Consider the following 12245-nt stretch of genomic DNA (forward strand, 5'->3'; position numbering starts at 1 on the left):
GGCGTGTCGGGGTGTGCTGGCGCAGGGGGCAGGAGTTGCCGACGGGTGCGGGCAACTCCTGCCTGGTGTCGCGCGCGGGTGCGGGGGTGCGGCGTGTCGGGGTGTGCTGGCGCAGGGGGCAGGAGTTGCCGACGGGGTGCGGCCCGGGCCCGCCGAGGGGCGACGGGTCCGACGAGGGGCGAGCGGCCGGCCGGGCGACGGGCCCGGGCGCCGAGACGGCAGGCGGACTCAGCGCGGACGACGCCAGCGGGGCAGCCGGCTGAGGGCGCGCTGCTCGGGCAGGGTCCAGCCGAACCGTACCGCCAGCATGCGGATGACCAGGGTGATCGACGTGCCCGCGATCGCGGAGACGGCCACGGGTGCGCCGAGCGTCACGGCCACGACCAGCACGACGGTGCCGCCGGCCGCCGCCACGGCGTAGAGCGATCCCACGTGCATCATCGCGATGGTGAGGTTCATCAGCAGGTCGCGGAGCACCGAGCCGCCGACAGCCGCGATGACCCCGACGAACACGGCCGGGATCTCGGGCAGTCCGAGCGAGAGCGCCTTGGTCGACCCGATCGCGCCGAGCAGGCCGATGGTCAGCGCGTCGAGCACGGTGATGACCCCGGCCAGCCGGGTGAACACGCGCTGGAGCGCCATGCCGACGATCGCCGCGGCGACGGCGACGAGCAGGTACCAGTTGCTCGACATGGCGCGCGGCACCTCGCCGAGCAACACGTCGCGCAGCACGCCGCCGCCGAGCCCGGTTGCGATGCCGATGATGGCGATGCCGAGCAGGTCGAGACGGCGGTCCTTGTACTCCGACGCGAACATCGCCCCCTGCAGGCTGCCGATGCCGACGGCGAGGAGGTCCACCCACAGGGGTACGGCGAAGGCTGTGGCGTGCACCTGACGTTTGTACCACGCGTGCGATGCTTGGTCGGTGCCCGTCTACCGTGATGAATGCGTCGTGTTGCGCACCCACAAGCTGGGTGAGGCCGACCGCATCCTCACGATGCTCAGCCGCAACCACGGCAAGATCCGGGCCGTGGCCAAGGGCGTCCGACGGACGGCGTCGAAGTTCGGGGCGCGCCTCGAGCCGATGATGGTCGCCGACCTGCAGCTCTACGAGGGTCGCTCGCTCGACATCGTGCAGCAGGCCGAGTCGCTCGGCTCGTACGGTGCCGTGATCGCGGCCGACTACGAGAGCTACACGGCCGGCAGCGTGATGGTCGAGACGGCCGACAAGCTGACCGAGGCCGAGGCGGGTCTGCAGCAGTACCTCCTGCTCGTTGGGGCCCTCCGCTCGCTCGCGCGGCACGAGCACGCCCCCCAGCTCACGCTCGACTCGTACCTCCTGCGTGCGCTCAGCATCGCGGGCTGGTCGCCGAGCTTCGGCGACTGCGCCGTGACCGGTGCCCCCGGGCCGCACTCGGCCTTCGTCGTCCAGCTCGGTGGCGTGGTGGCCGACTCGCACGCGCCTCCCGGCGCTCCGCGCTTGACGCAGGAGGCGCTGGCCCTGTTGGGCGCGCTGCTCACGGGGGACTGGGACCACGCCGAGGACGCACCCGACGCGACCCGCAACCAGGCGAGCGGCGTCGTCGCCGCCTACACGCAGTGGCACCTCGAACGGGGACTGCGATCGCTGCAGCACGTCGACCGGGTGCCCGGAAGAGAGAGACCGTGAAGAAGACCCACCGCGACGCCGCCGACTTCCGCCCCCTCGACTGGACGGGCGTCCACCCGCCCGAGATGCCGCGGGGCGCCGTGCCCGAGCACGTCGCGATCGTGATGGACGGCAACGGCCGCTGGGCGAACGGGCGCGGGCTCACCCGCGTCGAGGGCCACAAGGCCGGCGAGATGTCGCTGCTCGACGTGGTCGCCGGGGCGATCCAGATCGGCGTGAAGCACCTCAGCGTGTACGCGTTCTCGACCGAGAACTGGAAGCGCTCGCCCGACGAGGTGCGCTTCCTGATGGGCTTCAACCGTGACGTGCTGCACCGACGTCGCGACCAGCTGAACGCCTGGGGCGTGCGGGTCCGCTGGGCCGGGCGGAAGCCGCGGCTGTGGGGGTCGGTGATCAGGGAACTGCAGTTCGCCGAAGAGCTGACCAAGGGCAACGACGTCCTGACGTTGACGATGTGCGTCAACTACGGCGGGCGGACCGAGATCGCCGACGCGGTGCGCTCGATCGCCGACGACGTCGCCGCCGGTCGGCTCAAGCCCTCGGCCGTCGGCGAGAAGCTGATCCAGAAGCGGCTGTACGCTCCCGAACTGCCCGACGTCGACCTCTTCCTGCGCAGCTCGGGCGAGCAGCGCACGAGCAACTTCATGCTCTGGCAGTCCGCCTACGCCGAGATGGTGTTCCTCGACCGGCTGTGGCCGGACTTCACCCGGACTGACCTCTGGCAGGCCGTCGAGACGTACGCCTCGCGCACCCGCCGTTTCGGGGGAGCGGTGGACGCCCCCGGGCCGGCCTGACCGGACGCCCGTCAGAACTGGATGTTCGCGCCCAGGAAGATCCGCTCGGCCGGCCACAGGAACTGCAGGGTCAACGGTCCGTCGTTCGCCCGGTGGAACCAGGCGTTGGCGAAGACGGTCGACTCGCCCGGCAGCAGGTACCAGTTCGCGCTGTCGGCGGGGAACTTCGACTCGAGCGAGGTCTCGTAGCCCAGCTGCGTCAACAGATCCTGCCCGGCGAAGACGTCCTGTGTGGCGAGGTCGTTGCCGTACGACGAGTAGTCGGCGCTCAGGTCGGTCAGGTCGAGCCGACGCTGCGAGTTGTTCGTCAGCACGTAGGCCGTGACCTCGACGTCGGTGCCCGCCGGGTAGGGGTCGGTGCCGTCGGGGCGGGCGTAGATCGAGGGCGCCGAGGTCGTCAGCTCGCCGACGCCGTAGACGTAGATGGTGAGGTCCTTGTAGTTGACCTGGCCGAGCAGTGTGCCCCCGGGGGCGAGGGCGTCGGGCTGCGACCCCGTGCCGCCGCCGGTGCCGGGAGCCCCGGTGACCTGGGGCTGCGGCGCGCCGGTGGCTCCCGGGCCGGGGGACGACGCCGATCCGCCCGCACCGGCCGGCGTGAGGTCGTCGAGGCTCGGGAAGCAGCCGGTCAGCCCGACGAGGGCCAGCACCGAGACGGCGATGCCGACGGTCAGTCTTGTGCGCACGACCTGCACCTCTCCTGGTTCGTCGGGCCAGCCTAACCCGGCGCCGTGGACGGCTCGCCCCGTGGCACCGGCACGAGGCCCAGCGCGTCGCCGTCCACCTGCTCGAAGGCGTCGAGGACCGCCCGCACGCTCGGCACGCGGTCGCCGCCACGCCCGTGGACCACGTGCACGACGCGGGCGAGGCCGTCGTCGAGCTCCACCACCCGCACCCCGCGAGGCACGGCGGCGGACACGAGCGAGAGCCCCGGGAGCAGGGCGACGCCCAGGCCCGCCGCGACGAGGCCGAGCACGGCCAGGGCGTTGTCGGTCTCGAGCACGATCTCGGGCTCGAACCCGGACGCGGCGCAGGTCGCGAGCAGGTGGCCCCGGCAGCGGGGGCATCCGCCGATCCACCTCTCGTGCGCCAGGCCGCCGAAGTCGTCGCCTCGCGTGAACGGGTGGGCAGACGGCACGGCGAGCACCGTGCGGTCGACGAAGGAGGCGCGGTGCAGCAGACCGTCGAGGTCGCGTTCGCCCCCGGGGTCGCCCCCGTGACGGAAGGTGACCGCGACGTCCGCCGAGCCGTCGCGCAGTCGTGCCAGCGCCTCCGGGGGTTCCGCCTCGACGTAGTCGACCGTGAGGCCCGGGTGCCGGTCGCGCAGGCGCGAGAGCACGTCGGGGACGATCGTCGACGACGCGCTGGGGAACCCGGCCAGGGTGACGTGGCCCGTGGCGACGCCGCCCAGGTCGTCGAGGTCCTGCCGTGCGGCGTCGAGGGCCGCCTGCACGTGGACGGCGTGCGCGGCGAGCCTGTGCCCGGCCTCGGTGAGGGCGACGCCGCGCCCGGCGCGGAGCACGAGCGGTTGCCCGACCTGGCGTTCGGCTCGACGCAGCTGCTGGCTGACGGCGGGTTGGCTGTAGCCGAGCAGGGCGGCCGCCGCCGTGATGGTGCCGGTGTCGGCCACGGCGCGGACGACGCGCAGGGACGCGAGGTCGAGATCGTCGGGCACAGTCGAATCATAAGTCGCGGTGATGATCGGCCTCAGACACTGGTGGTTGTCCTCCGGTCTCGACGGGGGGAGCCTGAGGACATGACCGCGTCCCGACCCGACCTCTTCGCCCCCGCACCGGGTTATCTGGCCGCCTGCACCATGGGCCTGCCGATGCGGTCCACGATCGAGGCGTCGCGCGCCGACCTCGACCGGTGGTCGTCCGGTCGGGCCGGCCCGGCCGCCTACGGCGCCGTCGTCGAGGAGGCGCGCGCGGCCTTCGCGCGTCTGGCCCGGGTCGGCGTCGACCGCGTGGCCATCGCGTCGCAGACGTCGGCGATGGTCGCCGTCATCGCGGCCTCGGTCCCGGACGGCGCCGAGGCGCTGGTGCCCACGGGCGACTTCAGCTCGATCGTCTACCCCTTCGTGGTGCAGGAGGCGCGGGGCATCCGGGTGCGGAGCGTCCCGCTGGCCGAGCTGGCCGGCTCCGTCGGGCCCGGCACGCACCTCGTGGCCTGGTCGGCCGTCCAGTCCGCCACCGGCGAGGTCGCCGACGACGCCGCCATCGTCGCCGCGGCGGCCCGACACGGGGCGTTGACGCTGTGCGACCTCACGCAGGCGGCCGGCGTGCGGCCCGTCGACGCCTCGCGGTACGACGCCAGCGTCACGCACGCCTACAAGTGGTTGTGCTGCCCGCGAGGGGTGGCGTTCCTCACCGTGGGGGAGCGGCTGCAGGAGGCCATGGTCCCGGCCCAGGCCGGCTGGTACGCGGGCGACGACGTGTGGGCCTCGTGCTACGGCCCCGACATGAGCCTCGCCACGGACGCGCGGGCCTTCGACGTGTCGCCCGCCTGGCAGGCCTGGGCCGGGGCGCTGCCCGCGCTCACGACGTTCGCCGCGCTCGACCCCGACGAGACCTGGGCGCACGCCGCCGGGACGGGCGACGCGCTCTGCTCGCGGCTCGGGATCGAGGCGCAGGGCCGCGCGATCGTGACCTGGGCCGATCCCGACGGACGCGACCAGCGCCTCCTCGGCGACGCCGGTCTCGTGGTGTCGGGGCGCGCCGGTCGCGTCCGCGTGGCGTTCCACCTCTGGAACGACGAGGGCGACGTCGAGGCCGTCGCCGTCGCGCTCGGCCGGTGACGCACCGCCGGTAGAGTTGCCGGGTACCTCGACCGACCGGGCACCCAGCTCGGGCCTCAACTCATCGGAGCATCACACGTGGCAGCACCCAACCGTCTCGATTCCGTCATCGCCCTGGCCAAGCGCCGCGGCTTCGTCTTCCAGTCGGGAGAGATCTACGGCGGTTCGCGCTCGGCTTGGGACTACGGGCCCCTCGGCGTTGCCCTGAAGGAGAACATCAAGCGTCAGTGGTGGCAGACCATGGTGCAGGGCCGCGACGACGTCGTCGGCCTCGACTCGGCGGTCATCCTGCCGCGCCAGGTGTGGGAGGCCTCCGGGCACGTCGAGGTCTTCAGCGACCCGCTGGTCGAGTCGCTGCACACCCACAAGCGCTACCGCGCCGACCACCTGCTCGAGGCGTACGAGGCCAAGCACGGCCACCCGCCCGAGAACGGCCTGGCCGACGTCCGCGACCCCGACACGGGCCAGCCCGGCTCGTGGACCGAACCGCAGAACTTCTCCGGTCTGCTCAAGACCTTCCTCGGCCCGGTCGACAACGAGCAGGGCATGGCGTACCTGCGACCCGAGACCGCGCAGGGCATCTTCACCAACTTCGACAACATCCTGCAGTCGTCGCGCATCAAGCCGCCGTTCGGCATCGGCCAGATCGGCAAGAGCTTCCGCAACGAGATCACGCCCGGCAACTTCATCTTCCGCACGCGCGAGTTCGAGCAGATGGAAATGGAGTTCTTCGTCGAGCCCGGCAGCGACGAAGAGTGGCACCAGTACTGGATCGACCAGCGGTTCCAGTGGTACGTCGACCTCGGCATCGACCCCGAGAACCTGCGCCTCTACGAGCACGCGGCCGAGAAGCTCTCGCACTACTCCAAGCGCACCGTCGACATCGAGTACCGCTTCCGGTTCGCCGGCGGCGAGTTCGGCGAGCTCGAGGGCGTCGCGAACCGCACCGACTACGACCTCAAGACCCATGCCGCCGCCTCGGGCAAAGACCTGACCTACTTCGACCAGGCCAAGAACGAGCGCTGGACCCCCTACGTCATCGAGCCCGCGGCCGGTCTCACCCGCTCGCTCATGGCGTTCCTCGTCGACGCCTACACCGAGGACGAGGCGCCGAACGCCAAGGGCGGCGTCGACAAGCGCACCGTGCTGAAGCTCGACCGTCGCCTGGCACCGATCAAGGTGGCCGTGCTGCCGCTCAGCCGCAACGAGCAGCTGTCGCCGATGGCCCGCGGGCTCGCCGCCGACCTCCGCAAGTACTGGAACATCGACTTCGACGACGCGGGCGCCATCGGCCGACGCTACCGCCGCCAGGACGAGATCGGGACGCCGTTCTGCGTCACGGTCGACTTCGACTCGCTCGAGGACGACGCCGTGACCGTGCGCGAGCGCGACACCATGGCCCAGCAGCGCATCCCCCTGGCCGGGCTGCGCGCCTACCTGGCCGAGCAGCTGCTCGGCGCGTAGCCGCCGGGGCGCCTCGCGCCCGCCCCTCCGCGACGGGCCCCGGTCGTGCACGCGTTGCACGACGGGGGCCCGTCTGTCGTCGGCAACTCCTGCCTCCCGCCGCGACCCGCGCCGCCCACGCGGCGTGTCGCTGGCCCACGAGGCACGGGCCCGGAGTTGCCGACCGCCGAGCGCCTCCGCACCCCCTCGTGCAGAGCCCGTTCGCCCTGCACTTCCGCGCTCCGTCGTGCTCAGCCGATTGCCCTGCACCTCCGTGCCCCCTCGCGCCGCGCTGCGGCTTCGCGCACCCTCGCGCCGCCCCGCGGCTCCGCGCCCGGTCGCGTCGACACGTGCCGCCCTGCGCCTCCGCGCCCGGTTCGTTCGTGGGGCGGTGCGTCGGCAACTCCTGCCTCGTGCCGCGACCCGCGCCGCCCACGTGGCGTGTCGCGGGCCCACGAGGCACGGGGCAGGAGTTGCCGTCGCCCGAGTCGCAGTCCCCGCGACGAGGTCTCGGCCCCAGGGGAGCCACGCGCGGCCACCGTCCCCAAGCCGCCCTCGGCCGCCCCGGGAGAGGGGCACCGCTCGGCACGCTGTCGGCATGACCACGATCGCCGAACTCGTCTCCGATGCCGGTGGCCTGCTGCACAAGCGTGACCTGGTCGCGCTGGGTGCCACGGACCGCCACCTGACCGTCGCCGTGCGCGCCCGCACGGTCCGTCGTCCCCGACGTGGCTGGTACTCGACGTGGCCGCCCCGCGACCCGAGGTTCGTCGCCGTCGCAGTGGGTGGCCGGCTCACGGGGGCAGCTGCCCTGCACCAACTCGGCGCCTGGTCGTGGCGACGCCCGCGGATCACGGTCTCGGTACCCGAGACCGCCTCCCGCCTCCGACGTCGACGGGGCGTCCGGGTGGTCTGGGACCCCGTCGCTCTGGGAGCCCGCGGCTCGACCTGGATGGTGGACCCACGTGACGCCCTCGCCCGCGCGGTCGTCGAGGCGGCATCGCTCGAGGACGCGGTGATCCTGGTCGACTGGGCCCGCAGCATGAGCCTCGTCACCGACGACGAGGACGCCGCCGAGGTCCTCGCCCGGAAGCGTGTCGATGCCGCGGGCCTGGTGGCCTGGAGCGACGGGGGAGCACAGAGCATCCTCGAGTCGGCGGCCGGGACGCGGCTCCGGTTGGCCGGGCACCACGTCGTGCGGCAGGTGCCCGTCGGCACCACGGGCAAGGTCCTCGACATGCTCGTCGACGGCATCGTCGGTCTCGAGACCGACGGTCGCGAGCACCACGAGAGGCGGTTCGACCAGGACCGCCTCAAGGACGCCGACATCGCTCTGGACGGGCTCGTCCCGTTCCGCGCGGGGACGATCATGGTGCGTGACCTGTGGGCTCGCACCTCGGCCGCGATCGACGCCCTGGTGGCCACGGCGGGTGGCCCCACGCCCAGGTCACGTGTCGGCAACTCCTGCACGCCCCGGGTGCTCGGCCCCCGAGGCCGCAGGAACTGGCGGCTCGCCGGACTCGGGCAGCGCACGAGGCAGGAGTTGCCGACAGGGGAGGAGCCGGAGGGGGCGCCTGAGGGGGGCGGAGGGACGGCGCGGGGAATGGCGGGGCACGGCCGAGGGTTGGGCCTGCCGTGACCGCAGACCCAGCCACCCCGTCCGCGACCGTCAAGGTCGACATCTGGTCCGACATCGCCTGCCCGTGGTGTTTCATCGGCAAGCGCAAGTTCGAGGAGGCCGTGCGACGTTTTGACGGCTCCGTCGAGGTCGAGTACCACTCGTTCGAGCTCTCGCCCGACACCCCGGTCGACTTCGAGGGCGACGAGGTCGACTTCCTCTCGAGGCACAAGGGCATGCCCGCCGACCAGGTCCGCGGCATGCTCGACACCGTCGCCGGCATCGCGTCCGAGGTGGGCCTCGCCTACGACTTCGAGCACCTGCAGCACACCAACACGGTCAAGGCGCACGAGCTGCTCCACTTCGCCAAGGCGAACGGCCGTCAGGCCGAGATGAAGGAACGCCTCCTCCGCGCCTACTTCGAGGAGGGCCGTCACGTGGGCCGCGTCGACGATCTCGTCGTGTTCGCCACCGAGGTCGGCCTCGACGAGCAGGAGGCGCGCGAAGCCCTCGAGACCGGCCGTCATCTCGACGACGTGCGGGCCGACCAGGCCCAGGCACAGGCCTTCGGCATCACCGGCGTCCCGTTCTTCGTCCTCGACGGCAAGTACGGCATCTCGGGCGCCCAGGCTCCCGAGACGTTCGTCCAGGCCCTCGAGCAGGTCGCCTCCGAGGTGGCCCGATGAGCGATTCCCGCGGGGCCGGGGCCGGGGCCGGGGCCGTGGCCCGGGCCGCGGTCGCGACGCCGCCCGCGCCGTTGACCATGCTCGGTGCACCGGACGCCGTCGCCTGTGAGGGGGACTCCTGTCTGGTCGTCCCTCTGGTCGGCGAGGGCACGTCCGCGGTCGGGTCCCCGGCCGCCGAGCCCGGGAGGCGCGGCGTCAGTCGCTGACGTCGGCCACGGTCGCGTCGTACGCGGCGACGAGGTCGTCGGCCTCGACGAAGGCGCTGAAGCCGTGGGCTCCGGCACCCAGGGCGACGCGCCTCCCCACGATTCGGGAGTCCGCGACCACGGGCCACGCGGTCGAGCTGCCCAGGGGGGTGATGGTGCCCCGCTCGTACCCGGTGACCTCGAGGGCGACGTCGGCGCTCGGCATCGACAGCTTGTTGACGCCCACGACGGCTCGGAGCTTCGCCCACGAGATCTGTCGGTCGCCCGGCACGAGCGCGAACAGGAACGAGCCGTCGTGTCGCTTGACCACCAGGCTCTTCACGATGTCGGACGGCTGCAGCCCGAGCAGAGCGGCAGCGGCCTCGAGCGAGTCGGCCGCGGGGCGCGCGACGATCTCGACCGCGAGACCGCGCGCAGCGGCGTCCGCCCGCACCCGGTCCGCGCCGTCGGGTCGACCCTGGTCGCCCCCGACGTCCGCGTCGTCCACACCACTCGTCAGCCCGCCGTCGCTCATGGGAGAATCGTAACGATGTCCACCACCACCCTGCCCTCGCGCGGCCTTTCGATCGGACCGATCGACGTGGCCTCGCCCGTCGTGCTCGCCCCCATGGCCGGAATCACCAACACGGCGTACCGCCGCCTCTGTCGCGAGTACGGCGCCGGCCTCTACGTGAGCGAGATGATCACGAGTCGGGCGCTGGTCGAGCGCACGCCCGAGTCGATGCGCCTCATCCAGCACCACGAGTCCGAGACGCCGCGCAGCATCCAGCTCTACGGCGTCGAGCCGAACACGGTGGCCGAGGCGGTCACCATGCTCGTCGCCGAGGACCGCGCCGACCACATCGACCTCAACTTCGGCTGCCCGGTGCCCAAGGTCACGCGCAAGGGCGGTGGCTCGGCCCTGCCCTGGAAGATCGGCCTCTTCCGCGAGATCGTCGAGGGTGCCGTCAAGGCCGCCGGCGACATCCCGCTGACCGTCAAGATGCGCAAGGGCATCGACGACGACCACCTCACCTATCTCGAGGCCGGTCGAGCCGCCCAGGGGGCCGGCGTCGCGAGCATCGCGCTGCACGCCCGCACGGCCGCCGATTTCTACTCGGGCACCGCCGACTGGTCCGCCATCGCCACCCTGAAGCAGACCGTGACCGACGTGCCGGTCCTCGGCAACGGCGACATCTGGTCGGCGGCCGACGCCCTGCGCATGGTCGACGAGACCGGGTGTGACGGGGTCGTCGTGGGTCGCGGCTGCCTCGGTCGGCCGTGGCTGTTCGGCGACCTCGCCGCGGCCTTCCGCGGCGAGGACCTGAAGGCCGAGCCGACGCTCGGCGAGGTGGGACGGGCCTTCCGGCGCCACGCCGAACTCATGGTCGAGTTCTGGTCGGGCGACGAGGGCCGCGCCTGCCGTGACATGCGCAAGCACGTCGCGTGGTACTTCAAGGGCTACCCCGTGGGCGGTGAGGTCCGGGCGGCTCTCGCCCTCGCCGACTCGTTGCAGCAGATCGACGACCTGCTCGCCACGATGGACCCCCACGAGCAGTACCCCGGCGAGGCGGCCGAGGGGCCGCGTGGCCGTGCGGGCAGCCCGAAGCGGCCCGCCCTGCCCGACCGCTGGCTCGAGAGCCGCGAGCTCGACGAGGCCTTCAAGGCCGAGCTCGCCGCGGCCGAGCTGCACCACAGCGGCGGCTAGGCACCCCCTCCCGAGATCCCTTCCCGTCCCGACCGAGAGGCCCCGGTGTCCACCGAAGCCCTGCCGAGCGCCACCCCCGGGTACGACCCCGCCGACTCCGAGCGCTGGGCGCCCGAGCAGCACTCCAACCGGCGAAGCGACTTCGCCCGCGACCGGGCCCGGTTGCTGCACTCCAGCGCGCTCCGGCGCCTGGCGGCCAAGACGCAGGTGCTGAGCCCGACGGCCGGCCTCGACTTCGCCCGCAACCGGCTGACGCACTCGCTCGAGGTGGCGCAGGTCGGTCGCGAGCTCGCCACGAGCCTCGGCCTCGATCCCGACGTCGTCGACACGGCCTGCCTCGCGCACGACCTCGGCCACCCGCCGTTCGGGCACAACGGCGAGCGGGCCCTGAACGACTGGTCGACCGACATCGGCGGCTTCGAGGGCAACGCGCAGACCCTACGACTGCTGACCCGCATCGAGCCGAAGGTCATCGACGCGACGGGACGCAGCTTCGGGCTGAACCTCACCCGTGCCAGCCTCGACGCCAGCTGCAAGTACCCGTGGCCCGCGGCCCAGGGCATCCCCGACCCGGGCGGTCGCATGAAGTTCGGTTTCTACGACGACGACACGGCCGCGTTCGAGTGGCTGCGTCGGGGTGCCCCGCGTCGACGGCGGTGCGTCGAGGCCCAGGTCATGGACCTCAGCGACGACATCGCGTACTCGGTCCACGACTTCGAGGACGCCGTGGTCAACGGCTACGTCGACGTCGCCGCCCTCGGGGCGCGGGTCGACCACGACTCGCTCGTGACGGCCATGCACGAGTGGGTCGGCGGGGAGCTCAGTCGCGACGAGTTGACCGAGGCCTTCGACCGGTTGCAGGCGCTGCCGTTCTGGCTCGAGTCGTACGACGGCAGCCGGTTCGCGCAGGCCCGTCTCAAGAACCTCACGAGCCAGCTGATCGGACGCTTCGCCGGTTCGGCCACCCAGGCGACCCGTGAGTCCTATCCCGGTGACGCCCTGATGCGCTTCGGCGCGTCGGTGGTCGTCGCCCCGGACGTGATCGGCGAGATCGCCGTGCTCAAGGGCATCGTCGCGGCCTTCGTCATGACGCGGGACAACCGGCAGCCCATCTACCTGCGTCAGCGCGAGGTCCTGACGAGCCTCGCCGACGCCCTGTGGCAGGCGGGCCCGTCAGAACTCGACCGTGGCTTCGCCGCCGACTGGGCCTCGGCGGACGACGACGCCGCGAGGCGTCGGGTCGTCGTCGACCAGGTCGCCTCGCTGACCGACCAGAGCGCCATGGCATGGCACGACCGGCTCACCGCCGGCCGCTGACGGCGGGTCGCCGAGGAGGCGCGGGTCCCGA

At 72.5% G+C, this 12245-nt stretch carries 13 protein-coding genes; 9 read left to right on the top strand and 4 right to left on the bottom strand.

Annotation, left to right across the window (positions count from 1 at the left end):
- Nucleotides 1-228: 228 nt before the first annotated feature.
- Nucleotides 229-891, bottom strand: coding sequence for a trimeric intracellular cation channel family protein (locus tag IFT79_RS07450; protein WP_056045653.1), 663 nt, complete (start codon nucleotides 889-891; stop codon nucleotides 229-231).
- A 34-nt stretch (nucleotides 892-925) separates the two neighbouring features.
- On the opposite strand from IFT79_RS07450, the gene recO reads away from it, so the two are divergent.
- Nucleotides 926-1669, top strand: a complete 744-nt coding sequence (gene recO, locus IFT79_RS07455) for a DNA repair protein RecO (protein WP_123570177.1) — start codon at nucleotides 926-928, stop codon at nucleotides 1667-1669.
- Nucleotides 1666-2463, top strand: a complete 798-nt coding sequence (locus IFT79_RS07460; RefSeq protein WP_342211791.1) for an isoprenyl transferase — start codon at nucleotides 1666-1668, stop codon at nucleotides 2461-2463. Before recO ends, IFT79_RS07460 begins: the two co-directional genes overlap by 4 nt.
- 11 nt (nucleotides 2464-2474) lie before the next feature.
- On the opposite strand, the gene IFT79_RS07465 is transcribed toward IFT79_RS07460, so the two are convergent.
- Nucleotides 2475-3146 carry a hypothetical protein gene (locus IFT79_RS07465; RefSeq protein ID WP_192123486.1) on the bottom strand — a complete coding sequence of 224 codons (672 nt, stop codon included), beginning with the start codon at nucleotides 3144-3146 and terminating at the stop codon, nucleotides 2475-2477.
- 32 nt (nucleotides 3147-3178) lie between these two features.
- Nucleotides 3179-4135 (bottom strand): LysR family transcriptional regulator, encoded by a 957-nt coding sequence (locus IFT79_RS07470; RefSeq protein ID WP_233568330.1) that lies wholly within the window; start codon nucleotides 4133-4135, stop codon nucleotides 3179-3181.
- A gap of 81 nt (nucleotides 4136-4216) precedes the next feature.
- On the opposite strand from IFT79_RS07470, the gene IFT79_RS07475 reads away from it, so the two are divergent.
- The 5 genes from IFT79_RS07475 to IFT79_RS07495 all read left to right on the top strand — a co-directional run bounded on the left by IFT79_RS07475 (nucleotide 4217) and on the right by IFT79_RS07495 (nucleotide 9210).
- Complete coding sequence (locus IFT79_RS07475) at nucleotides 4217-5257, top strand: aminotransferase class V-fold PLP-dependent enzyme (RefSeq protein WP_192123488.1); 1041 nt, start codon at nucleotides 4217-4219, stop codon at nucleotides 5255-5257.
- A gap of 78 nt (nucleotides 5258-5335) precedes the next feature.
- A complete protein-coding gene (locus IFT79_RS07480; RefSeq protein ID WP_192123490.1) occupies nucleotides 5336-6721 on the top strand; it encodes a glycine--tRNA ligase in 1386 nt (461 codons plus the stop codon).
- A gap of 577 nt (nucleotides 6722-7298) precedes the next feature.
- Complete coding sequence (locus IFT79_RS07485) at nucleotides 7299-8339, top strand: glycyl-tRNA synthetase (protein ID WP_192123492.1); 1041 nt, start codon at nucleotides 7299-7301, stop codon at nucleotides 8337-8339.
- The gene (locus IFT79_RS07490) at nucleotides 8336-9004 is read left to right on the top strand and encodes a DsbA family oxidoreductase (RefSeq protein ID WP_192123495.1); all 669 of its coding nucleotides are present in this window, start codon (nucleotides 8336-8338) and stop codon (nucleotides 9002-9004) included. Before IFT79_RS07485 ends, IFT79_RS07490 begins: the two co-directional genes overlap by 4 nt.
- A complete protein-coding gene (locus tag IFT79_RS07495; protein WP_192123497.1) occupies nucleotides 9001-9210 on the top strand; it encodes a hypothetical protein in 210 nt (69 codons plus the stop codon). Before IFT79_RS07490 ends, IFT79_RS07495 begins: the two co-directional genes overlap by 4 nt.
- Here the strand turns inward: IFT79_RS07495 and IFT79_RS07500 are convergent.
- The gene (locus IFT79_RS07500; RefSeq protein ID WP_082460244.1) at nucleotides 9200-9724 is read right to left on the bottom strand and encodes an aminoacyl-tRNA deacylase; all 525 of its coding nucleotides are present in this window, start codon (nucleotides 9722-9724) and stop codon (nucleotides 9200-9202) included. The genes IFT79_RS07495 and IFT79_RS07500 overlap by 11 nt on opposite strands.
- 15 nt (nucleotides 9725-9739) lie before the next feature.
- On the opposite strand from IFT79_RS07500, the gene dusB reads away from it, so the two are divergent.
- On the top strand, nucleotides 9740-10897 hold the full coding sequence (gene dusB, locus IFT79_RS07505; protein ID WP_056045623.1) for a tRNA dihydrouridine synthase DusB: 1158 nt from the start codon (nucleotides 9740-9742) through the stop codon (nucleotides 10895-10897).
- Nucleotides 10898-10942: 45 nt separating this feature from the next.
- Nucleotides 10943-12214 carry a deoxyguanosinetriphosphate triphosphohydrolase gene (locus IFT79_RS07510; protein ID WP_082460243.1) on the top strand — a complete coding sequence of 424 codons (1272 nt, stop codon included), beginning with the start codon at nucleotides 10943-10945 and terminating at the stop codon, nucleotides 12212-12214.
- Nucleotides 12215-12245 lie beyond the last annotated feature (31 nt).

The sequence above is a fragment of the Frigoribacterium sp. CFBP 8759 genome, assembly GCF_014841655.1.
GTDB lineage: Bacteria > Actinomycetota > Actinomycetes > Actinomycetales > Microbacteriaceae > Frigoribacterium.